The 25,210-nt window shown below is 70.7% G+C and carries 22 protein-coding genes; 14 read left to right on the forward strand and 8 right to left on the reverse strand.

The annotated features are described in order from the left end of the window. Positions 1 to 2: 2 nt before the first annotated feature. The gene (locus tag AC5L38_RS18820) at positions 3 to 1,400 is read right to left on the reverse strand and encodes a sigma 54-interacting transcriptional regulator (RefSeq protein WP_495244100.1); all 1,398 of its coding nucleotides are present in this window, start codon (positions 1,398 to 1,400) and stop codon (positions 3 to 5) included. Between the two features lie 388 nt (positions 1,401 to 1,788). On the opposite strand from AC5L38_RS18820, the gene AC5L38_RS18825 reads away from it, so the two are divergent. From AC5L38_RS18825 to ilvA, 4 genes are all read left to right on the forward strand, one after another. Then, complete coding sequence (locus AC5L38_RS18825; protein ID WP_495244291.1) at positions 1,789 to 2,970, forward strand: FIST signal transduction protein; 1,182 nt, start codon at positions 1,789 to 1,791, stop codon at positions 2,968 to 2,970. Positions 2,971 to 3,595: 625 nt separating this feature from the next. Continuing rightward, positions 3,596 to 4,879, forward strand: coding sequence for a pectate lyase (locus AC5L38_RS18830; protein WP_495244101.1), 1,284 nt, complete (start codon positions 3,596 to 3,598; stop codon positions 4,877 to 4,879). Positions 4,880 to 5,060: 181 nt separating this feature from the next. Continuing rightward, complete coding sequence (locus AC5L38_RS18835) at positions 5,061 to 6,644, forward strand: right-handed parallel beta-helix repeat-containing protein (RefSeq protein WP_495244102.1); 1,584 nt, start codon at positions 5,061 to 5,063, stop codon at positions 6,642 to 6,644. Positions 6,645 to 6,840: 196 nt separating this feature from the next. Then, the gene (ilvA, locus tag AC5L38_RS18840; protein WP_495244103.1) at positions 6,841 to 8,049 is read left to right on the forward strand and encodes a threonine ammonia-lyase; all 1,209 of its coding nucleotides are present in this window, start codon (positions 6,841 to 6,843) and stop codon (positions 8,047 to 8,049) included. 120 nt (positions 8,050 to 8,169) lie between these two features. On the opposite strand, the gene AC5L38_RS18845 is transcribed toward ilvA, so the two are convergent. Then, the gene (locus tag AC5L38_RS18845) at positions 8,170 to 9,531 is read right to left on the reverse strand and encodes a M1 family metallopeptidase (protein WP_495244104.1); all 1,362 of its coding nucleotides are present in this window, start codon (positions 9,529 to 9,531) and stop codon (positions 8,170 to 8,172) included. A gap of 67 nt (positions 9,532 to 9,598) precedes the next feature. Between AC5L38_RS18845 and AC5L38_RS18850 the strand changes: the two genes are divergently transcribed. After that, entirely contained in the window at positions 9,599 to 9,736 is a 138-nt protein-coding gene (locus AC5L38_RS18850) for a hypothetical protein (protein ID WP_495244105.1), read from the forward strand. Between the two features lie 65 nt (positions 9,737 to 9,801). Here AC5L38_RS18850 and AC5L38_RS18855 read toward each other — a convergent pair whose 3' ends face one another. Then, positions 9,802 to 10,509, reverse strand: a complete 708-nt coding sequence (locus tag AC5L38_RS18855) for an RDD family protein (RefSeq protein ID WP_495244106.1) — start codon at positions 10,507 to 10,509, stop codon at positions 9,802 to 9,804. Between the two features lie 152 nt (positions 10,510 to 10,661). Beyond that, positions 10,662 to 11,744: a 4-hydroxyphenylpyruvate dioxygenase gene (gene hppD / locus AC5L38_RS18860; protein ID WP_495244292.1), complete on the reverse strand. Its 1,083-nt coding sequence runs from the start codon at positions 11,742 to 11,744 to the stop codon at positions 10,662 to 10,664. A 129-nt stretch (positions 11,745 to 11,873) separates the two neighbouring features. Between hppD and AC5L38_RS18865 the strand changes: the two genes are divergently transcribed. Both AC5L38_RS18865 and AC5L38_RS18870 read left to right on the forward strand, forming a co-directional pair. Next, positions 11,874 to 12,353 carry an Lrp/AsnC family transcriptional regulator gene (locus tag AC5L38_RS18865; RefSeq protein ID WP_495244293.1) on the forward strand — a complete coding sequence of 160 codons (480 nt, stop codon included), beginning with the start codon at positions 11,874 to 11,876 and terminating at the stop codon, positions 12,351 to 12,353. Positions 12,354 to 12,455: 102 nt separating this feature from the next. Further along, on the forward strand, positions 12,456 to 14,672 hold the full coding sequence (locus AC5L38_RS18870) for a transglycosylase domain-containing protein (protein WP_495244107.1): 2,217 nt from the start codon (positions 12,456 to 12,458) through the stop codon (positions 14,670 to 14,672). Positions 14,673 to 14,862: 190 nt separating this feature from the next. Here AC5L38_RS18870 and AC5L38_RS18875 read toward each other — a convergent pair whose 3' ends face one another. Further along, positions 14,863 to 16,920 (reverse strand): thioredoxin domain-containing protein, encoded by a 2,058-nt coding sequence (locus AC5L38_RS18875; RefSeq protein WP_495244108.1) that lies wholly within the window; start codon positions 16,918 to 16,920, stop codon positions 14,863 to 14,865. A gap of 365 nt (positions 16,921 to 17,285) precedes the next feature. Here AC5L38_RS18875 and AC5L38_RS18880 point away from each other — a divergent pair, with 365 nt between their 5' ends. Genes AC5L38_RS18880 through AC5L38_RS18890 form a run of 3 tightly spaced genes read left to right on the forward strand, consistent with a single transcriptional unit; the run spans position 17,286 to position 19,861 of the window. Then, entirely contained in the window at positions 17,286 to 17,840 is a 555-nt protein-coding gene (locus AC5L38_RS18880; RefSeq protein ID WP_495244109.1) for a DUF2243 domain-containing protein, read from the forward strand. Next, on the forward strand, positions 17,837 to 18,649 hold the full coding sequence (locus AC5L38_RS18885) for a cytochrome c oxidase assembly protein (protein ID WP_495244110.1): 813 nt from the start codon (positions 17,837 to 17,839) through the stop codon (positions 18,647 to 18,649). The genes AC5L38_RS18880 and AC5L38_RS18885 overlap by 4 nt, the downstream gene beginning before the upstream one ends. Positions 18,650 to 18,700: 51 nt before the next feature. Continuing rightward, complete coding sequence (locus AC5L38_RS18890; protein WP_495244111.1) at positions 18,701 to 19,861, forward strand: hypothetical protein; 1,161 nt, start codon at positions 18,701 to 18,703, stop codon at positions 19,859 to 19,861. A gap of 111 nt (positions 19,862 to 19,972) precedes the next feature. Here the strand turns inward: AC5L38_RS18890 and AC5L38_RS18895 are convergent, their stop codons facing one another. The 3 genes from AC5L38_RS18895 to mca all read right to left on the reverse strand — a co-directional run bounded on the left by AC5L38_RS18895 (position 19,973) and on the right by mca (position 21,549). After that, on the reverse strand, positions 19,973 to 20,299 hold the full coding sequence (locus tag AC5L38_RS18895; protein ID WP_495244112.1) for a GNAT family N-acetyltransferase: 327 nt from the start codon (positions 20,297 to 20,299) through the stop codon (positions 19,973 to 19,975). A 112-nt stretch (positions 20,300 to 20,411) separates the two neighbouring features. Next, positions 20,412 to 20,618, reverse strand: a complete 207-nt coding sequence (locus AC5L38_RS18900) for a hypothetical protein (RefSeq protein WP_495244113.1) — start codon at positions 20,616 to 20,618, stop codon at positions 20,412 to 20,414. Positions 20,619 to 20,652: 34 nt separating this feature from the next. Further along, positions 20,653 to 21,549 carry a mycothiol conjugate amidase Mca gene (mca, locus tag AC5L38_RS18905; RefSeq protein ID WP_495244114.1) on the reverse strand — a complete coding sequence of 299 codons (897 nt, stop codon included), beginning with the start codon at positions 21,547 to 21,549 and terminating at the stop codon, positions 20,653 to 20,655. 226 nt (positions 21,550 to 21,775) lie between these two features. On the opposite strand from mca, the gene AC5L38_RS18910 reads away from it, so the two are divergent. The 4 genes from AC5L38_RS18910 (at position 21,776) to abmR (ending at position 24,957) form a co-directional block, all read left to right on the forward strand. Further along, a complete protein-coding gene (locus AC5L38_RS18910; RefSeq protein WP_495244115.1) occupies positions 21,776 to 22,204 on the forward strand; it encodes a DUF4307 domain-containing protein in 429 nt (142 codons plus the stop codon). A gap of 111 nt (positions 22,205 to 22,315) precedes the next feature. Then, the gene (gene greA / locus AC5L38_RS18915; protein WP_495244116.1) at positions 22,316 to 22,816 is read left to right on the forward strand and encodes a transcription elongation factor GreA; all 501 of its coding nucleotides are present in this window, start codon (positions 22,316 to 22,318) and stop codon (positions 22,814 to 22,816) included. 198 nt (positions 22,817 to 23,014) lie between these two features. After that, positions 23,015 to 24,286 (forward strand): C40 family peptidase, encoded by a 1,272-nt coding sequence (locus AC5L38_RS18920; RefSeq protein ID WP_495244117.1) that lies wholly within the window; start codon positions 23,015 to 23,017, stop codon positions 24,284 to 24,286. A 143-nt stretch (positions 24,287 to 24,429) separates the two neighbouring features. Then, positions 24,430 to 24,957 carry an ATP-binding transcription factor AbmR gene (gene abmR / locus AC5L38_RS18925; protein ID WP_495244118.1) on the forward strand — a complete coding sequence of 176 codons (528 nt, stop codon included), beginning with the start codon at positions 24,430 to 24,432 and terminating at the stop codon, positions 24,955 to 24,957. Positions 24,958 to 25,210: the final 253 nt, after the last annotated feature.

Genomic DNA, 25,210 nt, shown 5'->3' on the forward strand with positions numbered 1-25,210 from the left:
CCTCAGGTGCGGTAAACCGTCGTGCCGTCCACCTCGTCCTTGGACAGCCGGCGCAGGAGGTAAAGGCCCTCCATGGCGAATTCCAGCGCGGCGGCGGCGTGCCCGGGGGACTCGTCGCCGATGCCGAGCTGGGACATGATCTTTGCCAGGCCGGAAACCGGGCCGATCCTGCGCAGCAGCTCGGCCGCGGGGACCGTCACCCCCGACTCCACCTGGATGCCCTCGGAGAACTTCTCCAGAAGCGGGTTCAGGTCCAGGCCGCCGAGCGTGCCGCGGAACGTCTCGGCCGTCGCCCTGCGCAGCAGGTGCGAGAGCACCTCGGTCTCCCGGCCCTCCTCGCTGACCTCGAACTCCACCTTGCCGCGCAGCGTGTGCACGATCCCCGGCAGATCGGCGACCCTGGCCACCGCGTGGTCCTCGCCGGTCAGCGCCGCCCGCCGTACGGCGGAGGCCGCCGCGGTCTCGGCGGCGGCGATGGAGAAGCGGGCCGAGACCCCCGAGCGGGCGTCCACCGCGGTGGACTCGCGGACCAGCCGGGTGAAGCGGGCGATCACCTCGATCAGGTGGTCGGGCAGGTCGGCGCCCACCTGGCCGAGCGCGGCCTCCTGGCGGATCAGGACCAGCTCGGTCTCGATCGACAGCGGGTAGTGGGTGCGGATCTCGGCGCCGAAGCGGTCCTTCAGCGGGGTGATGATCCGGCCGCGGTTGGTGTAGTCCTCGGGGTTCGCGCTGGCGATCAGCAGGATGTCCAGGGGCAGGCGCAGGTTGTAGCCCCTGACCTGGATGTCGCGCTCCTCCAGCACGTTGAGCAGCGACACCTGGATGCGCTCGGCCAGGTCGGGCAGCTCGTTGACGGAGAACACCCCGCGGTTGCTCCTGGGGACCAGGCCGTAGTGGACGGTCTCCGGGTCGCCGAGCGTGCGCCCCTCGGCGATCTTGATCGGGTCGATGTCGCCGATCAGGTCGCCGACGGAGGTGTCGGGGGTGGCGAGCTTCTCGCCGTACCGCTCGTCCCGGTGCTTCCAGGAGATCGGCAGCTCCTCGCCCGCCTCGCCGGCCAGGCGGCGGCAGCGGACGCAGGAGGGTTCGTAGGGATGGTCGTTGATCTCACAGCCCTCGACGACGGGTGTCCACTCGTCGAGGAGCCCGGTCACGGTGCGGATCAGCCGGGTCTTGCCCTGACCCCGCTCACCGAGCAGGACCAGGTCGTGCCCGGCGAGCAGCGCTCGCTCCAGGTATGGCAGGACGGTGTCGTCGAAGCCCACGATGCCGGGGAACCGCGGCTCTCCTGCCCGCAGGCGGGTCAGGAGATTCTCACGGATCTCGGCCTTTACCGTACGGTGAATATGGCCGCTCGCGCGCAGCTCGCGCAGAGTACGTGGCTCTGGGATTTGAGGCACGGGATCGAGCCTACGTCCACAACGCCCGATCCGGCACTCTCATCCCTCTCTCGGATCTTGACGATTGCGTGAGGGACAACGGGAGTGCTTGTGCCCCCAGTGGGGAGAATCGCTCCAAGACATCGCTCCAAGACGCATCGCCCCGGCTCCCCGGTCGGGGGCCGGGCGACGTCGGAAGGGACCGCGACGTGAGATCTCCGGTGTTCACGCTTCCACGGCACTGAGAGACCTCACGGCTCCACGGCGGTTCATGACAGACTTTCACGGCAGTTCAGATGGTTCAGGCAGTTCACAGCAGGGACCTAAGGCTTCTCGGCGAGCCTGCCGGACACTCTTCGGCGGCCGTCCGACAAGGGATCAAGAAGGAGGGGCGAGACGAGTGGCGCTGATGACAAGCCGTTTCGCCGACGGCCTCGCGGTGGGGTCCGATCTGGTCTCCGCGGCCGAGACCGCGGTGCGCCAAGCCCTGTCCGGCCTCTCCGGACCGGCCGACCTGCTCTGCTTCTTCATCTGCGGGGACGATCCCGACGACGTCTCCCGCGCCGGCCTGCGCGCGATGAGCATGGCACCCGGTGCCGCCGTCCTCGGGTGCAGCGCCACCGGGGTCATCGGCGACGGCCAGGGGGTCGAGGTCACCCCCGCGGTGAGCGCCTGGGCCGCCTCGCTCGGCGGGGCCCGGCTGACGACCTTCGCGCTCGACACGCTGAGGACCGACGACCGCTTCGTCGTGGTCGGCCTGCCCGACCGCGCCCCCGACGACCACGCGGCCATCCTGCTCGCCGACCCCTACAGCTTCCCCACCGACGGTTTCGTCGAGCGCTCCGAGGAGGTCATGGGCAACCTCCCCCTGATCGGCGGCCTGGCCAACGCCGTCCAGGGGCGCGGCGCGGTCCGGCTGTTCGCCGGCGGGGAGATCCACACCGAGGGAGCCGTCGGGGTGCTGCTCAGCGGCGCCCTCAACGTCAGCACCGTCGTCAGCCAGGGCTGCCGCCCGATCGGCCCGACGATGGCCGTCACCTCCGCCGAGGACAACCTCCTGCTCGAACTCGCCGGGCAGCCCGCCCTGGCACGGCTGGAGGAGATCGTCAGCGCCCTGGACGAGGACGACCGCGACCTGGTCGCCTCGGGGCTGCAGATCGGCATCGCCATGGACGAGTACGCCGAGAAGCACGAGCACGGCGACTTCCTGATCCGGGGCGTGCTCGGCATCGACCCCGAGCGGGAGGCCGTGGCCATCGGGGACGTCGTCGAGGTCGGCCGTACCGTCCGCTTCCAGGTCCGTGACGCCGCCACCGCCGACGAGGACCTGTACGAGCTGCTGGACGCGCACCGCGAGGAGTTCGGCCGGGTGGACGGCGCCCTGCTGTTCTCCTGCAACGGCCGGGGCTCGGCGATGTTCGGCAGCGCCGACCACGACGCCGTCGCCGTCCGCGACACCCTGGGCCCCATCGGGGTCGCCGGCTTCTTCGCCGCCGGAGAGGTGGGCCCGGTGGGCGGCCACAACCACGTCCACGGCTTCACCGCCTCGGTCCTGGTCTTCTCCTCCCATCAGCCGGCCGAGAGCTCGTAACGCCCGCGCCGGGAAGTAACGCCCGCGGGGCCTGGGACGCCACGACTCGGGCCGCCGGCGTCCCCGAGTCGACGGTCACCGTCTCCTGGAGACCGATGACGGCTTCGAGGCGCGTCGTTCGTCTCCACAGGCGTCTCCGCAGGGTGGGTAAGCGCTCTCCTTCGTCGGACGAAGTCGCGCCGGGCGGCGGGGCGGCCGAGTGCCGTGCTGCGGGGCGGTGGGGCGGCCGGGCGGTCGTGAAAGTTTCACGGAAGGTGTGGCGGGCGTGAACCGGGCGGTGTGACCGTGTGAGCCCTCTCGCCTGCGTTTTTGCAAACGGTTGTTGCAGAAATCGGGGGACGACCAGGCGGAACCTGCGGTTCCGTTTGCAGTTTTACCTGAACGTATTGACGTTTCCTCCATGTAACGCGACTGTGTCTGCAACCGGTTGTTCACAAGCGTGATCTCTGAGTGGCCCGCGTGACCGCTGCGTCGAGGTGGGGCGGCCGGCAACGGCATGCCGTCACCCCTGAGGGCGCCGGGCTTCTCCGATTCACTTTCACGCGACTCCCCAGGGCCGACGCGGCCCGCGACCTCTGCTGTGCCATGCCCTGAATCCACACAGATCGCAGAAATGGAGCTGGAAGTGCATAAAAAAGAACATTTAGCCAAGCGGCTGGCGGTCGTCCTGGCCGCCGGCCTCATCACCGCCGGCGGGCTGGTGGTCACGTTCGACACGCCCGCCTCGGCGGCCCCCTCCAACGGCAACTACACGCTGGCCAACGCGGGCAGCGGCCTGTGCGCCGCCGTACCCGGGCAGAGCACCGGTGACGGCGTCCAGCTGGCCCAGAGCGCCTGCGCCGACGCCGCCGGGCAGGTCTTCACGCTCACCTCCTCAGGCGGCGGCTACCAGATCAAGGCGGTGCACAGCGGCAGGTGCCTCGGGGTGCGGGACGCCTCCACCAGCGCCGGCAAGGCGGTCCAGCAGGAGTCCTGCACCTCGGCCGCCTCGCAGACCTGGCAGCTCACCGCCTCGGGCTCCAACTACCGCGTGGTCAACGGCAACGGCGGCAAGTGCCTCAACGTCAAGGACAACTCCACCTCCTCCGGCGCCCTGCTGCAGCAGAACTCCTGCGACTCGGCGGCCACCAAGCAGTGGACGCTGCGGTCCGCCGGCGGGGGCGGCACGCCCGATCCCACCCCCACTCCGACCCCGACCCCCACCCCGACCGTGACGCCTCCCCCCGGCGGCGGTGACGGCAGCGGTGCGTGGCCCTCGGACACCGGCAGCGTCCACCAGACCACCACCCGCAACGCCGGCACGTTCTTCGACGGCGGCATGAAGCGCTACTACGGCATCGGCGACGGCGGCCAGGGCGAGAGCCAGGACCCGATGTTCGTCGTGGCCAACGGCGGCACCATCCAGAACGTCATCCTCGACGCCCCGGCCGGCGACGGCATCCACTGCGAGGGCTCCTGCACCATCCGCAACGTCTGGTGGAACGACGTCGGCGAGGACGCAGCCACCTTCCGCGGCTCCAGTTCCTCGTCCACCTACCTGGTGGACGGCGGAGGCGCCAGGTCGGCCTCCGACAAGGTCTTCCAGCACAACGGAGCGGGCAAGCTGACCATCCGTGACTTCCAGGTGCACAACGCCGGCAAGCTGTACCGGGCCTGCGGCAACTGCTCCACCTCCTACCAGCGCCATGTCGTGCTGGACGGCGTCACCGCCCGCTCCACCAAGGTGCTGGCCGGGATCAACTCCAACTGGGGCGACACCGCGCGCTTCAGCCGGATCACCGTCTACGGCAGCGCCACCATCTGCGAGCGCTACAAGGGCGTGCCCAAGGGCAGCGAGCCCAGCAAGATCGGTGAAGGGCCCGACGGCACCCACTGCCTGTACTCCGAATCCGACATCACCCGCCGCTAGGACCCCGGGCAGGCGGGCCACCCCCCACCCGCCTGCCCGGCACTCCTGAAAGACGTCCCCGGCCGGAACGGTGAGACCGCGTCGAGCGCCGGAACGCGCCGTGTCCCTCACCGGAACCGGCCCGGGGGCCGGAAAGGCCGACAACCGTCATCCGACGACCCGACAATCTTGGAGACCAGCGATGCGCCTGACGCCCTTCCTCGCGTGCGCCGCTCTGTTGGCCGGCGTGCTCGCCGCGCTGCCCGTGAACGGGGCGCACGCCGCGACCACCCGGTACGAGGCCGAGACCTCGCCCGCGGTCTGCACCGGCACCATCGACTCCAACTGGGCCGGCTACTCCGGCAGCGGCTTCTGCAACGGCACCAACGCCGTGGGCGCCCACGCCCAGTTCACCGTCACCGCCGCCACCGCCGGCCCGGTGACCCTGGGTGTCCGGTTCGCCAACGGCACCACGGCCCGCCCGACCAATCTGATCGTCAACGGGGCCACCGTGCAGACCCCCTCGTTCGAGGGCACCGGCGCATGGTCGGCCTGGGTCACCAAGACCGTGACCGTCTCGCTCAACGCCGGCGCCAACACCATCCGGCTGAGCCCGGCCACCGCCGCCGGCCTGCCCAACCTCGACCACCTCGACGTCGAGACCGGCGACCAGCCGCCGCCGACTCCGAACGCGCTGTACGTCGCGACCGACGGCGACGACGCCGGCCCGGGAACACAGGCCTCGCCGCTGCGGACGATACAGCGGGCCGTGGACCTGGCGCAGCCGGGGTACACGATCGTCATCCGCGGCGGCACCTACGCGCCGAGCACCAACATCCAGATCCTCAAGGACGGCACGCCGGGTCAGCCCATCACGATGCGCAACCACGACGGCGAGCGGGTCGTCATCGACGGCGAGAACATGCCCTACACGCCCGGCGCGGTCGGCTCCAGCATCCCCCGCCCCGAGCGGGGCGCCGTCCACATCGAGGGCGACTGGTGGCGCCTGACCGGCCTGGAGATCATCCATGGTCCGTACGGCGTCTTCGGCCTGAACGTCAACAACACCGTCTTCGACCGTCTGGTCACCCGGGACAACTACGAGTCGGGCCTGCACCTTCAGGGCGCCTCCGGCGACAACCAGATCATCGACCTGGACGCCTACGGCAACCGCGACCCGCGCAAGAACGGCGAGAGCGCCGACGGCCTGGCCATCAAGGAGGGCTCGGGCGGCGGCAACGTGGTGCGCGGCGCCCGGCTGTGGAACAACTCCGACGACGGCCTGGACTTCTGGTTGTTCCTGTCCCCGATCACCGTGGAGTCGTCGGTGGCGTGGGGCAACGGGTTCGACCGGTGGAACCTGCCCGACTACACCGGGGACGGCAACGGCTTCAAGCTCGGCGGCGGTGACCCCGACCCGCCGGCCGACCACGTGATCCGCAACTCCATCGCGTTCGACAACGCGGTCGGCGGCTTCATCGACAACGGCAACCCCGGCCGGCTGACCGCCGGCCGCAACACCGCGTGGCGCAACGGCGGCACCGGCTTCGACTTCGCCGACTCCGACTCCACCCTCACCGGGAACCTGGCGGTGGCGAACGCGACGCAGGTCTCGCTCGGCTCGTCGTCCTCGGGCTCGGGCAACTCCTGGAACCTCGGCGGCACCTGGACCTTCGCCAGTACCGACTCCGGCACGATCACCGGACCCCGCGCGGCGGACGGCTCGATCCCGTCCTCCTCCTTCCTGCGCCCGTCCAACGGCGCCGACGTCGGGGCCCGTATCTGATTCGAGCATCGTCCGGTAGTCCCCTGCCGGTCCCAGCCGCTCGTCGGCGGAGATCGGCAGGGGTTCGGGAATGTTCTGTACGTGTCCGAAGCCCTTCCTCTCCATCGAGCTCCGGAAATCCCGCCCCGCCGGGCGTCCGCGCACCCCGGACCGGGCGGATCCGGGCCGCGGACACGCGGGTCGTACGATGATCTATATGTCAGATCCCCAGGTGACCTACGACGACGTGGTCGCCGCGCGTGAGCTGCTGGCCGACGTCGCCCTGCGCACCCCGCTGCTCCACTCCCACGTGCTCTCCGAGATCATCGGCGGGCCCGTCCACCTCAAGTGCGAGAACCTGCAGCGCTCGGGGTCGTTCAAGATCCGGGGGGCGTACGTCAGGATCGCCGGGCTGACCGAGGACGAGCGGCTGCGGGGGGTGGTCGCGGCCAGCGCGGGCAACCACGCGCAGGGGGTCGCGCTCGGGGCGGGGCTGGTCGGCGCCGGGGCCACGGTCTACATGCCCCAGGGGGCGCCGCTGCCCAAGGTGGCCGCGACCCGGTCGTACGGCGCCGAGGTGCTCTTCGCGGGTGAGACCGTGGACGTCGCGCTGGAACGGGCGAGGGAGCACGCGAACCGGACCGGGGCCGTGTTCATCCACCCCTTCGACCATCCCGACGTCGTCGCCGGGCAGGGCACGATCGGGCTGGAGATCGTGGAGCAGCTGCCCGAGGTCGGCACGATCGTGATGTCGCTGGGCGGGGGCGGGCTGGCGGCCGGGGTGGCGCTCGCGGCCAAGTCGCTGCGGCCGGGCGTGCGGATCGTCGGGGTCCAGGCGGAGAGGGCCGCCGCCTACCCGGCGTCGCTGGCCCTCGGGCACCCGGTGGAGGTCAGGCCCGCCTCGACGATGGCCGACGGCATCGCGGTGGGCCGTCCGGGGGAGCTGCCCTTCGAGCTGATCCACTATCTGGTCGACAGCGTCGTCACCGTCACCGAGAGCCAGATCTCCCAGGCGCTGGTGCTCTGCCTCGAACGCGCCAAGCAGGTCGTCGAGCCCGCGGGCGTGGCCGGGGTGGCCGCGATCCTGGCCCACCCGCACGTCTTCGAGCCTCCCGTGGTGGCCGTGCTCTCCGGGGGCAACATCGACCCGCTGCTGCTGGCCAAGGTCCTGCGGCACGGCCTGGCCGCCGCCGGGCGCTATCTCACCGTGCGGGTCCCGCTCTCCGACCGGCCGGGCGCGCTGGCGCAGCTGCTGTCGCGGCTGGCGGAACTCGGCGCGAACGTGCTCGACATCGTGCACGAGCGGCTGGGCATGCACGTGGGGGAGGTCGAGGTCCAGCTGCAGCTGGAGACCAAGGGGCCGGTGCACTCCGAGGAGGTGCTGGGCTCCCTGCGCGTCGAGGGGTACAAGATCGTCGTCGGGTGAGCCGGCGAGGGGAGTCGGCGGGGGCCGGTGAGGTGAGGGGGCGCCGGGGTGGGCCGACGCGGTGGCGGGGGGTCCGCCGCGTCGTTCGGGCCCGGGCGCGTCAGCGGGGGGACGGCCTCGTCACCAGGTGGTCGGCTTCTTCGCGGTGAACAGCCAGGCGTCGAAGAGGGCGCCGAGCTTCTTGCCGGAGATCTTCTCGGCCATCGCGACGAACTCCGGGGTCGTGACGCTCCCGTATTTGTGCGTGGCGCTCCACTCCTTCAGGAGCTTGAAGAACGCCGGGTCGCCGATCCGCTGCCTGAGCGCGTGGAGCGTCATGCCGCCCCGGGTGTAGACGGAGTTGTTGAACAGGTCCTCCGGCCTGGCCTTGCCGGGGGCGTAGCTCCAGATCGGGTCGTCGGCCGCGGCGCCGTAGTGCCTGCGGAAGAGCTGCTCGGCGGTGGCCTGGCCGTCGTGCTCCGACCAGAGCCACTCGGCGTAGGTCGCGAAGCCCTCGTTGAGCCACAGGTCCTTCCAGCGGGTGATGCTGAGGCTGTCGCCGAACCACTGGTGGGCCAGCTCGTGGGCGATGATGGCGTCGTCGGGGGCGAACCCGCCGTACATGGGCTTGGTCTGGTTCTCCAGCGCGTAGCCGGCGGGGAAGTCGTCGACCACACCCCCGGTGGAGGAGAAGGGGTAGGGGCCGAAGACGGTGCTCCAGTAGTCGGTGACCCTTCCCGACACGTCGTACACCTTCCGCAGCGAGTCGCGGAACTTCGGGTCGACGGCCGCGATGTTCTTCAGGCCTCCGGCGGTCCTGCCCTGGAGCATCTCGAACTTGCCCAGCGTCATGGTCGCGAGATAGCTGGCCATCGGGTGGCTCTCGCGCCACCGGAAGGTCGTCCTGCCCCCGGCGGTCTCCGGCGTGCCGACGAGCTCGCCGTTGGCCAGCGCGGTCAGCCCGGCGGGCACGGTGATCTCGAAGTCGTAGCTCGCCTTGTCGGCGGGGTGATCGTTGCCGGGGAACCAGGTCTTGGCGCCGTTGGGCTGGCAGGTGACGAACGCGCCGTCCTTGGTGGGGATGAAGCCGTACGTGCCCAGGTTGGAGGAGCCCCGGACCGGCTCGGGCCGGCCGGCGTACGCGACCTCGACGGTGAACGCCGAGGCGTTCGGGATGGACGCGGCCGGGGTGACGCTGAGCTCGGTCCCGGTCCTGTCGAATCTCGCGGTCTTGCCGTTCACGATGATCCGGCTGACGGTGAGGCCGGAGAGGTCGAGGTTGAAGCTCGCCAGGTTCTGGGTGGCCCGCGCCGAGATCTGGGCCACTCCCGACAGATGCCGGGAAGCGGGGTCGTAGCCCAGCTTGAGCCCGTAATGGCCGACGTCGTAGCCGCCGTTGCCGTCGGTGGGGAAGTCGGGGTCGCCGATCCCGGAGGCGCCGGGCACGGCCTCGCGACCGGAGGCGACGTCGGAGGCGGAGGCGACCGGCGTCAGGGGACTCACGGTCGAGGCGTCCGGCCTCACGGAGCTCACGGTCGAGGCGTCCGGCCTCACGGGGCTCACGGCGGAGGTGTCCGGTCTCACGGAGCTCGCCGGGGGGACGCTCGCCCCGTTCGACGCCGAGCAGGCGACGGTGCCGATGGTCCCGAGCGTGCTGAGAAGAGCGGCGGTCGCCGTGGTGGCCAGCCGTTTGGACGCCATACGTTAAAGCCCCTTTCCCGGCCGGACGGCCGAGCCCGTGGAATGGCACACTACGCGACTGACCTGCGCCGATCAGGCGTCTATGACAAGCGTTCCGGCCGCGAGGTCGTGTACGGCCTGCTTGCGCGAGTGGAAAAGGATGAAAGCCACATCTATCCAGCCCAGGCAGCAGGTGGAGTACATCAGCCACGAGACCAGCTGACGGAGCGCTGTCTGCTTGACACCGGCCCTGTGCCCGCCGATGTCCGCCACGCGCAGCCGAAAGATCTTCTTGCCGAGCGTCTGACCGCTCCAGAAGGAGATCAGCAGCCACGTGTAGAGGAAGCCGATCACCGCCACCAGGAGAGTCTCCGCGAAGGGTACCTGCACCGACAGACCACTCTCCGCGCCCGTGATGGTGGTGACGGTCCGGTAGGTGAAGGGCGAGGAGAGGAACCCGACGACGAGAAGGTCGAAGATTCCGGCGAAGAGGCGGCGCCAGCGCCCGCCCAGCCTGATGGCGCCCTGCCCGGGAAATCCGCCGGACGGCTCCCCCCCGGAGGGGTAGCCGAAGACGGGATCGGGGCCCGGCCCGTGGCCGGGGAAGGGAGCGTGACCGGATCCGGGTCCGGGGCCAGGTCCGGAGGAGGGGCCGTGGGCGGGTCTGCGGCCCGGGTCGGGGCCGGGGTCAGGCTCGTGACCGGGGCCGGGACCCGGGCCGTCGTGACCCGGCCCGGGCGGTGCGGGGTCGGACCACGGGTCCGATCCCCGATCCTCCGGCGGTGGCGGTACTGATCCCATCCAAGGGTGATCGCCACAAGGCCGCCACAGCAAAGCCAAGGACGGTTATGGGTTGCTCCCGGGGCCGACCCAGGCCGCGGGGGGCCGGCCCGGTCGGTCCTCGGCTACGGGTTGCCCCGGCTACGGGTTGCCCCGGCTAGAGGTCGCCCCGGCTAGAGGTTGCCCCGCAGGTCCTGCTCGCGCTCGATCGCCTCGAAGAGCGCCTTGAAGTTGCCCTTGCCGAAGCCGAGCGAGCCGTGCCGCTCGATCAGCTCGAAGAACACCGTCGGGCGGTCCTGCACCGGCTTGGTGAAGATCTGCAGCAGGTAGCCGTCCTCGTCCCTGTCGACCAGGATCCCGCGCTTCTTCAGCTCCTCGATCGGCGCGCGGACCTCGCCGATGCGGGCGCGCAGCTCGGGGTCGTCGTAGTAGGAGGCGGGGGTGTTCAGGAAGCTCACGCCGGCCGCGCGCATGTGGTCGACGGTGCTGAGGATGTCGTTGGTGGCCAGCGCGATGTGCTGCACGCCGGGACCGGCGTAGAACTCCAGATACTCGTCGATCTGCGACTTCTTCTTGGAGATCGCCGGCTCGTTGAGCGGGAACTTCACCTTGCGGGTGCCGTCCGCGACCACCTTGGACATCAGCGCCGAGTACTCGGTGGCGATGTCGTCGCCGATGAACTCCGCCATGTTGGTGAAGCCCATGACCCGCTTGTAGAACTCCACCCACTCGTCCATCTTGCCGAGCTCCACGTTGCCGACGCAGTGGTCGACGGCCTGGAACAGGCGGCCGTTGCGCACGTCGGGGGCCGCCACGATGGGCTCGGCCGCGACGTAGCCGGGCAGGTACGGGCCGCTGTAGTTGGACCTGTCGACCAGGGTGTGCCGGGTCTCGCCGTAGGTCGCGATAGCCGCCGACACCACCTTGCCGTGGTCGTCCTCGACCACATGGGGCTCCACCAGGCCCCGCGCGCCCTGGGCGAGCGCGTGGGCGTAGGCCGCCTCCACGTCGGGGACCTCGATGGCGAGGTCGATCACGCCGTCACCGTGCTCGGCCACGTGGCGGGCCACCCCGGTACCGGGACGCACCGCCCCCCGGAACTCGAACCTGGCCGAACCCGAGGTGAGGACGTACGCCACCTCGTCGCGACTTCCGTTCTCCGGGCCCCGGTAGGCCACGAGCCGCATGCCGAACGCGCTGGAGTAGTAGTGGGCCGCCTGCTTGGCGTTGCCCACCGCGAAGACCACGCAGTCCATACCGTTCACAGGAAAAATGTCGCTCATGTGCATACTGTCTGTTTTTCTGGGCTGTTTGTGCAACACTGTCTTCAAAGACTGCACAATATGCACACCTACTCACCGGTCACCGCGGAGTATCTGTACATCATGACGATCGACCAGCTCGACGCCCGGCTCATCGCCCTGCTGGCGGCGGAGCCCCGGCTGGGGGTGCTGGAGTGCTCGCGGCGGCTCGGAGTGGCCAGGGGGACCGTGCAGGCGCGCCTCGACCGGCTGGTCGCCCGCGGGGTGGTCACCGGGTTCGGCCCGGACATCGCCCCGGCGGCGCTGGGCTACGACGTGACCGCGTTCGTGACCCTGCAGATCCGCCAGGTCAGCGGGCACGACCCGGTCGCCGACCAGCTCGCCGCCATCCCCGAGGTGCTGGAGGTGCACACGATCACCGGCGGCGACGACATGCACTGCCGGGTGGTGGCGCGCAGCAATGCCGACCTGCAGCGGGTAATTGACCTGATCGTTGACGTCCGGGGCGTGGTCAGGACCTCGTCGGTGATCGCCTTGGACACCCCTGTGCCATACCGTGTTCTGCCTTTGGTGGCCGATGTCCCGCGCAAGGGGAAGAGCTAGCCGTACCATGCCAAGCAGGGGCCAGACACCGTTATCCATCGTTTACCCTTAACGGTCCGCAACCGTCGGGGGTCAGCGGCGGGTCCTATCGGGGGGTCACGCGTGTTAAAAGGCGGGACGGGCAGTCCTAGAAGAAAGCTCCTGAGGATCACACTCGTCGTCTTCGGCGCCGGGCTGATCTCGGCGATCGGCCTGCTCGGGGTGGTGTGGGCGATCACCCCCATTCCCGACAGCACGCAGCCGAGGGCCACCGCGCAGGGGTCGGTGATCTACTACCGAGACGGCAAGACCGTGCTGGCCAGGCAGGGCGTCAACCGCAAGAGCGTCGCCCTCGACAAGGTGCCGCAGAGCCTGCGCAACGCGGTCATCGCCGCCGAGAACCGCTCCTTCTACGACGACCGGGGCGTCTCCCTCTCGGGCACCTTCCGCGCCATGTGGTCCACGGTCAGCGGCCAGCAGCTCCAGGGCGGCTCCACGATCACCCAGCAGATGGTCCGCAACTACTACAGCGGCCTCAGCCAGGAACGTTCCATAATCAGGAAGCTCAAGGAGGTCATGATCTCCTTGAAGGTGGACCAGTCGAAGTCGAAGGACTGGGTGCTGGAGCAGTATCTCAACACGATCTACTTCGGCCGGGGGGCCGACGGGGTCCAGGCCGCGGCCGGGGCGTACTTCGGCAGGGACGTCAGCAAGCTCACCCTCGCCCAGGGCGCCTACCTCGCCGCGGTGATCCAGCAGCCCTCCAGGTTCGCCGACCCGCAGGGCCCCGACCTCCACGCGGCCAGGGACCGCTGGCGGTCGGTGATCGACGGGATGGTGGCCACCGGGGCCATCACCTCCCAGGAGGCCGCCGAGGTGACCTTCCCCAGCCTCCGCAAGCCCAAGGCGATCTTCGCGCCCAAGGGGCAGGAGGGCTACATGCTCGACCAGGTGACGGCCGAGCTCAAGAGCAGGGGATACACCGACGAGGTCATCAACCAGGGCGGGCTGAAGATCGTTTCGACCTTCGACAAGAACCTGATGGCCGCCGCCGAGCGCGCGGTGACCTCGGTCCTGCCGGACGGCACCCCCAAGAAGGTCCGCACCGGGCTCGCCGCCGTCGACCCCGCCACCGGCGAGGTCGTGGCCTTCTACGGCGGACGCAACTACACCGCCAACAAGTTCGACAACTCCTTCTCGGCCAAGGTGCAGGCCGGATCGACGTTCAAGGCCTACACGCTGGCCGCGGCCCTGGACAACGGCTTCGGCCTCGACACCAGGGTCGACGGCAACTCGCCGCTCCGGATCGCCTCCGCCGACATCCCCAACTCGGGCGGCTACTCCTACGGCGAGGTCAACCTCGTGAAGGCGACCCAGAGCTCGGTGAACACCGCGTTCGTCGACCTCGCCCAGAAGGTCGGCCTGAACAAGGTCGTCAAGGTCGCCGAGGAGGCCGGGATCCCCGGCGAGCAGCTCGCCCCGCACCGGGGCGCCGCCACGCTCCCGCTCGGCGTGGCCTCGGTGAGCGCCGTCCAGAACGCCTCCGGCTTCGCCTCCTTCGCCGCCGAGGGCGTCCACCGCGAGGCCCACGTGATCCGCTCGGTCACCGACGCCGAGGGCAAGGTCGTCAAGAGCTCCACCAAGGGCAAACGCGCCTTCGGCGAGCAGGCCGCCATCGACGCCACCTACGCGCTGACCCAGGTCGTCGAGGGCGGCACCGGCTCCGGAGCCCGCCTCTACGACCGTCCCGTGGCGGGCAAGACGGGCACCACCGACGAGTCGGCGGCCGTGTGGTTCGCCGGGTTCACCCCGCAGCTGGCGGTGGCGGTCGACATGTTCCGCGACGACAACAAGCCGGTGACGGTGAACGGCAGCGCCCTGTACGGCGGCTCCTACCCCGCGCAGATCTGGCGGACCTTCATGACCGAGGCGATGGAGGGCAAGCCGGTCAAGGAGTTCAAGGAGCCGTCCAACTACGGCTACTCCGACTCGTACGGCGGCTACGGCCCCGGGGACGACGAGTACGGCGACCAGCAGGGCGACGGCCAGGACAGGAGCACGCCCGGCCCCGACGAGACGGGCACCCCCGACCCCGGCCAGAGCGCCACCCCCGAGCCGGGGACCCCGGGGCCCGACCAGCCTCCGGCCCCCGAGGACACCGGCGAGGGGCCGGGCGGTCCCGGTGACGGTCCCGGCCGGGGCGACGGCCCCGGCGGCGAGGGCGGTCAGGGTGGCGAGGACGGCGGGGGCGACTGGGGTGACAGGGGCGACAGGAACGGCGGCGACTTCGGCGTCGACGGCCTGGGCCGCAGTCTCGGCGCCCCCGTCCAGGGCGTCTGACGAGCAACGGGCACGGTCACGCGGACGGGGCGGAGCCGATCTCGACGGCTCCGTTCGGAACGACGGTCCCGGCCGGTCCGTGTTCAAGACGACGGCCCTGTTCTGGGTGACAGGCCCCGGCCGGTCTGACGATCTGGCCGGTCTGATGGTCGGCCGGTCCGTGCTCAGGGCGACGGTCCCGGCCGGTCCGTCACGCCCCGCCCGCCAGTTCGGCGCGCAGGGCCGCCGGGGTGGTCACGGGCATCCTGCAGGTGAAGCCGCGGCACACGTAGGCCGCGGGCTCGCCGCCCACCAGGCCCCTGCCGGCCAGGAGCGGGACCTCCCCGTCACCGGAATCGCCACCGAAATCGTCATCGGAGTCCGGCTCGCCGAGCGCCAGCACCAGGCCGGGCAGGGGTGACAGCAGGGCCTCCCTGTGCAGGGCCACCGTCGCCGGATCGCCCGCCGGTCCCACGATCGCGACCTCGATCGGGCCGGACAGCGCCGCCTGGGCCGCGGCCAGCCCCCACCCGGCGAACCGCGCGTGCTTGTCGGCCAGCACCGTGACCGTGCCCAGGGCCGCCTCGGCCGCCTCCCGGTGCCGGGCCGAGCCGGTCAGCGCGGCGTACGAGAGCAGCGCGCCCGCGGCGGCGAACTGGCCGGACGGGGTGGCGTTGTCGGTCGCGTCGCGGGGACGCTGGAAGAGCCGCTCCGCGTCGTCGGCGGTGTCGTAGAACCCGCCGGAGCCGTCGGAGAACCGCTCCAGGACCGCGTCGAGCAGCGTCTCGGCCCGCCGGAACCAGCGGACCTCCCCGGTCACCCCGTACAGGGCGAGCAGGCCCTCGGCGAGGTCGCCGTAGTCCTCCAGGACCCCGGCGTTGGCCCCCGCCCTGCCGTCGCGGGAGGTGCGCAGCAGCCGGTCGCCGTCCATGTGGAGCTCGTCGACCAGCACGGCCGCCGCGCGCGCGGCCTCGACGAGGTCGGGCCGCTCGAACAGGGCGCCGGTCTCGGCGAGGGCGGCGACGGCCAGGCCGTTCCAGGCGGCCACCACCTTGTCGTCCCGTCCGGGCCGTACCCGGCGGGCCCGCGCGGCCAGCAGCGCGGAGCGGACCCGGGCGAACCGCTCGGCGTCGCCGGGACCGGGGTCGGCGAGGAGCTGCAGCACCGAGGTGCCGTGCTCGAACGTCCCGGTCACCTCGAACAGCTCGATCGCCCAGAGGCCGTCCTCCTCGCCGAGGACCTCCAGGAGCTCCTCGCGGGTCCAGGCGTAGAACTTGCCCTCCACGCCCTCGCTGTCGGCGTCCAGGGCGGAGGCGAAGCCCCCCTCGGGGGTGCGCATCTCGGCCAGCAGCCAGTCGGCCGTCTCCAGCGCGACCCTCCTGCCCAGGGCGGAGCCGGTGGAGCGCCACCAGTGCGTGTAGACCCGCAGGAGCAGGGCGTTGTCGTAGAGCATCTTCTCGAAGTGCGGGACCACCCACTCGGCGTCCACGCTGTAGCGGGCGAACCCCCCGCCGAGCTGGTCGTAGATGCCGCCCCTGGCCATGGCCTCCAGTGTCCGTCCGGCCATGGCCGTCGCCGCCTCGGCGGTCGCCCGCCGCTCCTCGTCCCCGGTGTCCGGCGCGTCCCCGACGGCTGCCGCGCCGTACCGCAGCAGGAACTCCAGGGCCATCGACGGCGGGAACTTGGGCGCCCCGCCGAAGCCGCCGCGCACCGGGTCGAAGGAGTTGGCCAGGGTGTGTACGGCCCGGGTGAGCGTGTCCGGCGTGGGCAGCGGCCCGGACGGCAGCGCCGACCGCTCGTTCAGCGCCTCCACGATCTTCGAGCCCTGCTCCAGCACGGCCTCCCGCTCGCCGGTCCAGGCGCTCGACACCCCGGCCAGCAGCCGCTGGAACTGCTGCCTGGGGAAGTAGGTGCCGGTGTAGAAGGGGTGGCCCTCCGGGGTGGCGAAGACCGTCATCGGCCACCCGCCCTGACCGGTCATGGCCTGGGTGGCCGCCATGTACACCGCGTCGACGTCCGGCCGCTCCTCGCGGTCGACCTTCACGTTGACGAAGTGCTCGTTCATCAGCGCGGCCGTGGCCTGGTCCTCGAAGGACTCGTGGGCCATCACGTGGCACCAGTGGCACGCCGAGTAGCCGACGCTGATCAGCAGCGGCACGTCGCGCCGGACGGCCTCGGCGAACGCCGCCTCACCCCATTCGAACCAGTCGACGGGATTGTCCGCGTGCTGCAGCAGATAGGGACTCGTCGCGTCCTTCAGGCGGTTCATAAAGACCCTTTCCGCGTGCGCGACGCGTGGTTCTCCTCGCGAGGTGCGCGAAGGTCGCGCGTCGTGATTCTTCCCGCACGATCCTTCTCACACTAAACCGAGAGAGGGAAGGCGCCGCGTTCGCGGGCGGGCGGCCGGGCAAAACGGACGGACGGTTCGAGGTCCGGCGGCGGGCGGGTGCGTGGATGCCGAGATTTTAGGCCGAGGATGACGTGCGCGGGTGCGTCGCTCCCGTACGGCCGCCGATGGCTCTGGTGGGGTTTGCTGGGGATCCCCGGCGGGCGGCGCGCGGCTCCGAACCGGCCCGGCCCGTACGTGAGGCGGACAGGACTGGCCGGGCGCGAGCCGGGCAGGAGGGGGCCGTGATGACGAACAGGTCGGCCGGCAGGGGCGGAGCCGGGCGGATCGCCCTGCCCGGCACGGTTCTGGGCATCGGGCTGGGAGGGTTCGTCGACGGCATCCTGCTGCACCAGATCCTGCAGTGGCACCACATGCTGTCCAGCACGAACACCGACAACATCGGCGTGCGGTACTACCCGGTGGACACCGTTCCCGGCCTGCGGATGAACACGCTGTGGGACGGGCTGTTCCACGCGTTCACCTGGCTGGCGGTGCTGATCGGCCTCGGCCTGCTGTACTCGCGGGTCCTGCACTCCCGCGGCCGGGTGTGGAGATCGCGGGAGCTGTGGGGCTGGATCCTCGTCGGATGGGGGGCGTTCAACCTGGTGGAGGGCGTCATCGATCACCACCTGCTGGGCGTCCACCACGTGCGGACCGGCCCGTACCAGATCTGGTGGGACCTGGGATTCCTGCTTCTGGGCGCGGTGCTGGTGGCCGGGGGGTGGCTGCTGCGGCGCGGCGGCGGCCCGGTCGAGCTGTGTGACGAGAGCGGGCGCGCCCCCGCCGCGCCGAGGTCATGATCGCCCTGGTGCACGAGGCCCACCGGCACGGCGCCGGCCTGGCGGGGGCGCTGCCGCTCGCCGCCCTGGCCGTGGCCGCGGGGGGATATCTGTGGGCGGCGGCGCGGCGCGCTCGTGAGCCCAGGGGCTGGAGCCGTTGGCGGACGGCGGGTTTCGTCGCGGGCCTCGCGCTGGTCGCCGCCGCCGTGACCGGGCCCGTCGCCGCGTTCGCCGAGACGGACTTTCGCGGGCACATGTTGCAGCACCTGCTGATCGGCATGCTGGCGCCGCTGGGCCTGGTGCTGGGCGCCCCGGTGACGTTGCTGCTGCGCTCGCTGCCGCCGGTCCACGGGCGTCGTGTCGGCGCCGTGCTGCGCTCCCGGGCGGTGCACGTGCTGGCCGACCCGTGGGTCGCGCTGCTGCTCAGCGTGGGCGCCATGGTGGCGCTGTACTGCACCCCGCTGTACCGGCTCGTCTCCACCGGCGCGCTGCCGCACCAGCTGGTGCACGTGCACTTCCTGCTGGCCGGCTGCCTGTTCGCCTGGGTGATCGCCGGCCCTGACCCGGCGCCGCGGCGCCCGCCGGTACCCCTGCGGCTGGTCGTGCTGGGGGTGGCGATCGCCGTGCACGCCACGTTGTCGCAGCTGATGTACGCCGGGCTCGTCGTCGACGTGCCGGTGCCGGTCGCGCAGCTGCGCGGGGCCGCGGAGATCATGTACTACGGCGGCGACATCGCCGAGCTGCTGCTGGCCTTCGCGCTGGTGAGCACCTGGCGTCCGGCCAGGACCACCGCCCCGCGACGCGCGCGGAGCCTCGGGTGGGTGAGGTGACACCGGGCGGGAAGGTGTGTTCACCGCGCTTCCGGCGTAGGCTCACTGGGCGTGGATCTCGACTTCGTCTGTGTGCACGCCGGAAGGGTGGCTTCCGAGCTGACCCGGCGTGATGTTGCCCGCGCGCTGCTCGCCGTGCCGTCAGGAGTGGCGCTGGTGGCGCTGCCCGATCTGAGGCGGGCGATGCTGGCAGCGGGCAACCCGCTGTCGGTGCCCTTCTGGGACTCCGCGAAGGCGACGCTCAGCGCGATCGAGTCCGGCGGCGCGACCGTGGGGGACGTGCAGCGCTGGATGGAGTCCACGGGCACCGAGCCGCTCCTGCTCACCCCGAGCTTCTTCGTCTGGCCCGAGGAGGACGAGCGAGGGCCGGTCGGTGAGGAGATGTACCACGGGCTCGTCGCCCACCTGGAGGAACGGGTCGCCTCGGGGGAGATCGACCCGGACGCGCTCGCCCGCGGCGACGAGCGGGCCAGGGAGGCCTACGCGGATCTCCAGGAGCGCTGGCTCACCGGCCCGCTGCCCGACGGGCGGATTCCCGGAACCGCCGTCTCCGACGAGCAGGACCAGGAGCTGTTCGCCGCCTGGGACGAGGAGGAGGCGTTCGCGCTGGCCGAGCTGCGGCGCATCCTGGCCGAGCTGCCCGAGCCCGAGCGGCCCGTCAGGGAGCTGCGGGCCGCGGCCACCCGGCTGCGCGAGGTGCTGGGCAGGCCCGGCTATCCCGGCAACGTGCTGAGGGCCTGCGCCGGGTACGAGGGGGAGCCACTGCCGGCCGACGACGAGGAGCTCTGGCTGACCGTCACGGCGGGCATCGCGGGGCCGATCTCCGACCTGCCCGAGGAGGAGGACAGGCTGGAGGTCTTCGCCGACCTGGACGGGGAGCTCAGCCACGAGGACTCGGTGCTGGCCGCCCTGTGCGCGATCCACCACGCCGACTGGCTGGCCGTGGTCGCCGCCCTGGCCAGGCGGGGCCCCGGGGTGCTGGCGTCGCCCGAGCGGATCGCCAGGCTCATCGCCGAGTCGGAGGACATCGACGTCGATCTGGACGAGCCGGAGGACCTGGAGGCGGCCGAGACGCTCTTCAGCTCGGTCACCCCGCTCTGGGCGTGCCTCGGGATCGTCGACAGGACCGAGGTCCTCACCTCGCTGGGCCGGTGGGGGCTGCCCAGGGCACTGGAGCGCGCCTGGTCCTCGACCGACACCCTCGGCGACTGACGGACCTCTCCGCGAGGCGGGCCCGCGCGGCCAGGCCGTGAAGGAGGGGCCGCGCGGTCAGCTTGTGAGAAAGGAGCCGCGCGGTCAGCCTGTGAAGGAGGGGCCGCGCGGTCAGGCGTCCTCTTCGAGAAGGTCGAGGTAGCCCTCGGGCACCAGGTCCTTGTACTCGGGGTGGCGCCGGACGTAGCGGGCGACGAACGGGCAGAGCGGCACGACCGACCGGCCGGACGAGCGGCTCGCGTCGAGAGCCGCGGAGACCAGCCGGCCGCCCAGGCCCTTGCCCTCGTGCTCGGGGAGGATCTCGGTGTGGGTGAAAATGATCTTCCCGGCGCGCAGGCGGTACCCGGCGAACCCGGCGACCTCGCCGTCCAGCAGGATCTCGAAGCGGAAGGCCTCGGGATTGTCGGAGACCACGATGTCGTTGGCGTCGTCGGCCATGCTCGTCCTCGCTCGCTCTCGGGGGTTTCGGCTCGGCCGATCCGCCCCCGCGCGTGTCGCGCGGTGGCCGGTCAGGACCGTGGATCCGGCGGATCCGGCGGATCCGGCGGGGCTAGGGAGCGGTCGGCGTCGTCGTGGTGGCGGCGCCGGTGTCCTTCCGCTCCCTCAGCTCGGCCTCGGAGGGGACCTCGATCCTGGAGATCTGCTTCCTCATCGACTTGACCAGCAGGTAAAGGGCGAACCCCAGGCCGGCCACGACGAGGAAGCCCAGGAGGCCCGGGCTGACGTCACCTTTGGTGACGGTGTCGAATGCAATCACACGTCAAGTTTGCCACCGCCACCCCATGGTCGCGTCAGTGGCAGGCGTGCGAGACCGTGTCGGCGGTGACCTCCGTGTGGATGCCCGTGAACAGGTCGTCCTCGGGAAGCTCGACGTCCACGAGCGAACGGGCCAGGTGGTAGTCCTCGGTCGGCCAGATCTCGCGCTGCAGGTCGCGCGGGCAGACGAACCAGAAGCCGTCCGGGTCGACCTGGGTGGCGTGCGCGAGCAGCGCCTCGTCGCGGAGCTCGAAGTAGTCGCCGCAGGGGATTCGGGTGGTCACCTGCCACTTCTGCGGGCGGTCCTCCCAGCGGGAGATCCAGTCGGCGTACGGCGAGCCGATGCCGCGGGCGTTCATCGCCTCGTGCAGCGCCTCGAACCGGTCCTTGGTGAAACCCATGTGGTAGTAGAGCTTCAGGGGCTGCCAGGGCTCACCGGTGCCCGGGTAGCGGTCGGGGTCGCCGGCCGCCTCGAAGGCCTCCACCGAGACGCGGTTGGTCATGATGTGGTCGGGGTGCGGGTAGCCGCCGTCGTCGTCGTAGGTGAGGATCACGTGCGGCCTGAACTCGCGGACGGCCGCCACCAGCGGCTCCGAGGCGATCTCCAGCGGCTGCAGCGCGAAGCAGCCCTCGGGCAGCGGTTCGGTCTCGTCCTCCGGCAGGCCGGAGTCGACGAATCCCATGAAGCGCTGCTGCACGCCGAGGATCTCGCGGGCACGCTCCATCTCCAGGCGCCGGACCTCGCCGATGTTCTCGAGGATCTCCGGGCGCTCCATCTTGGGGTTCAGGATCGACCCCCGCTCGCCTCCGGTGAGCGTACAGACCAGCACGTCCACGCCCTCGGCCACGTAGCGCGCCATGGTGGCGGCGCCCTTGCTCGACTCGTCGTCGGGATGCGCGTGAACGGCCATCAGCCTGAGCGTTGCACTCACGGGCTCGGTGTCTCCTTATGTCGGTCGCGCGTCGGATCGTCGCCGTTCGCCTCGCGGACGGCCTGCCCGGCCGTGTGTTCCGCTCCGCCAGACGTGGTTCCCCGCGCGTCCTCGGCTTACGTCACTCTAGGGAGAGGTTAGTTTCTCTTGGGCGGTCGCGAGGGCGAGGCCCCCGCAAGGGACAATTGTCTCGGATAACACCGAGGTAGTGCAGGGAGATTCCGTCATGGCCACCAGCGAAGCCGAGAAGGGCCGTCAGGACGGTCCTGTCCTCGGCACCCCGGGCGACTTTCCCGACCGCCCGGAGCGCAGGGGGCGCTTCGTCGTGCACGTCGTGATCGCGATCCTCTGCGCCGTGTGCGCCGGGGGATGGGGCTACGTGATGTGGGCGTCCAAGGGCAACACGGAGGTCATCGACCAGGTCATCGCGTTCGACGCCACTCGCGGCGATTCTCTGCAGATCACCTTCGAAGTGGTCAAACCATCCGATCGCGCGGCGCTCTGCCGCCTGCGGGCCTCCGATGTCAACCACGTCGAGGTCGGCAGCAAGGAGGTCAATATTCCGGCTGGTGAGGGGTATGTTCGGCTTACTGAACGGCTAGAGACCAGTGCTCCCTCCACTTCCGGCGATGTCCAGTACTGCTATCTCGTATAGTGAGACATTTGGGGAGGCGATCGAGGGGTTAACTTGTTAGCCTTTCGAGATTCGTTCGACCGTTACCCCCAAGCACCAAGCACGAAGCCCCCGAGGAAGCAAGGAGAACCCGTGGCCGACTCCCACAGCGAGAGCGTCACCTGGCTCACTCAGGAGGCGTACGACCGCCTTAAGGCTGAGTTCGAGCACCTCTCGGGGCCCGGGCGCGTCGACATCGCCAAGAAGATCGAGGCGGCACGCGAAGAGGGCGACCTGAAGGAGAACGGCGGCTACCACGCCGCCAAGGACGAGCAGGGCAAGATGGAGGCCCGCATCTTCCACCTCCGCCAGATCCTGGACAGTGCCAAGGTCGGCGAGGCACCCCGCACCGAGGGTGTGGTCGGGCCCGGCATGACGGTGACCGTCCGGTTCGAGGGCGACGACGAGGAGGTCGCCTTCCTGCTGGCCTCCCGCGAGGAGAGCGGCGCCCCGATCGACGTCTACTCGCCCAAGTCGCCGCTCGGCGCGGCGATCAACGGCAAGAAGATCGGCGAGAAGGCGAGCTACACGATGCCGAACGGCCGCTCCAACACCGTCGAGATCCTTGAGGCCGTGCCGTACATCGGCAACTGACCTCCACATACTCCGATCGATTCGCTGATCCGCCGGGACGGGTGTCCCGGCGGATCGCCGTGTGTCAGAGGATTTCGCAAGGTTCAGCAAGCCTTCAGCCATGTTGCAGATAGGGCGCTTTTCGATGGGTTTGCGTGCATTGGAGGGCGGTCTAAGGCACCCTCGTAGGGCTGGAGTCCACGGGGAAGGGGAGATGTCGTGTTCGATCGGCGGCCACGTGTCTCCGACCTGATCCGGGAGGCACGGCAGGACCTCGCCTACAGCCCCCGTCTCCGCTACAGCCACCGCACCGCCCGCCTGATGAGACGGGCCGTCCCGATCCTGGCCGTCGTGCTCGTCGGCCTGCTCGCCACCGGTCTGATGGTCTTCACCCAGATGCCGGAGGCCGAGCCGGAGACGATCACGATGCGCAAGTCCGTCGCCACCCTGCCGACCCAGGTGGCGAAGCCCGCCCAGGGCGCGCGGACGGCGGAGCCGGTGGCGCCGCTCACCTCGATGCGGCAGCCGCACCTGTTCGTCGTCGCGCACCGGCCGCTCAGCGCGACCGCGGTCGCCAGGGTCGCCCAGCTCTCCGGGGTACGGGCGGTGGAGCGCGCCGACGCCGCGGAGGTGGTCCTGGACGGCAAGCCGGTGCAGACGCTCGGGGTGAACCCCTCGACGTTCCGCGCGTACACCCCCAAGCCGACCGCGCGCTCCGACAGGCTCTGGCGGAACGTCTCGGCGGGCGAGGTCGCCGTCTCCTTCGTCCTGGGCAACGACGGGGGCATGCCCCTGGGCAAGACCTTCACCACCGCCGGGCTCAACCTGCGCGTCGGCGCCTACGCCACGATGGGCATGGGCGCCATCGACGCCGTGGTCTCCCGGCCGACCGCCCGCGCGCTGGGCATCCCGGAGAACAACGCGCTCGTGGTGAGCGCGCCGAAGGCCGACTCCGCGAGGCTGCGGCTCGCCCTCCTGCGAGCCCTGCCCAAGGGGGCCCAGGTCGCGGTGATCAACCCGGTGCTGAGGGCCCCCGGCAGGACCGCCGCGGAGACCCCCGACAGGGCCGTGACCTGGTCCGCCAGCTCCTTCATGACCGCCCCCCAGGTCACCACCGCGCTCACCGCCGCGATCGGCAAGCTCGGCCGCCCGTACGTGTGGGGCGCCGAGGGGCCGGACAGCTTCGACTGCTCGGGCCTGGTCCAGTGGGCGTACGCGCAGGCGGGGATCAAGGTTCCCCGGGTGACGCACCAGCAGTTCGTCTCCGGCCCCCAGATCCCGCTCGCCCAGGCCCAGCCCGGTGACCTGCTGTTCTGGCGGCACGACCCCACCAACCCCGGCTACGTCTCGCACGTGGCCATCTACTGGGGGAACGGCAAGATGCTGCACGCCCCCAGGACCGGCGACGTGGTCAAGCTCGTCCCCGTCACCACCCGCAACTTCGCCGGGGCCGTGCGGATCAGCCCGCAGGTCGCCGCCCGGGTCCGCTAGCCCGCGTCCCTCCCCACCCGGCGGTCGTCGCCCCGTGGACCCGCCCGGCGAACCGGGCGGGTCCTCGCCTTTCCACGCTCGTGCCGTCCTGCGGCGGCGCACAATGCTGGCTTCGCCAGATGAAGCGTTGTAATCTGAATTACATGGAAAAAGATGAAGCGGTGGCGAAGCTGCGCGGCTGGTTCTCGGGGAGACTGCCCGAGGAGTGGTTCGAGGGCGGGGTCGAGATCGTGCTCGACCGCGAGGAGATCGCGGTGGTCGGCAGGCTCCGAGCTCCCGCGCTCGGTGACGACGTCTCGGAGGTGGAGCGTTCCGCCGCCGTGGAGGGCGGCATCCTGCGGTTCCGCGAGGAGACCAGGGAGCGCCGCGTCGAGATCGCGCTGGAGGCCGAGCGCCGCTTCCGCAGGAAGATCTCCTGGGGGGTCGCCGTCGGCGACAAGACAGTGATGTTCACCACACTCTCGGTGCCTGTCATGACCCGGCTCAAGCAGTCGGAGCGTCAGGTGCTCGACACCCTCGTCGCGGCGGGAGTGGCCCGCAGCCGCAGCGACGCGCTCGCCTGGTGCGTGCGCCTGGTGGGCGACCACACCGACACCTGGCTGGCGGATTTGCGGGACGCGCTCCAGCACGTCGACCGCGTACGGGCGGCGGGCCCGGACATGAATTCCTGAGCCTGAGCGGCGGAAATGGTCGGCAAATTGGTCTGAACCTGTCGCCTAATTGGTTTAGACCTTTCTCGGTGGCCTATACCACTGCCGGGACGGCTTTTTTTAGATGCGCTTCTTTTGGGTACGGGTTTTAAAACCTTGCGTCTCCTGCCTGGCCATACGCCGCCGGAGACGTCGAGCCCGGAGCGTCGTGACGCGTGATCGCGCTAATTCACTGGTCTATGCCAATTGGATCGAGCGCGACCCGTTCGTCAAT

Source organism: Streptosporangium nanhuense (genome assembly GCF_059358815.1).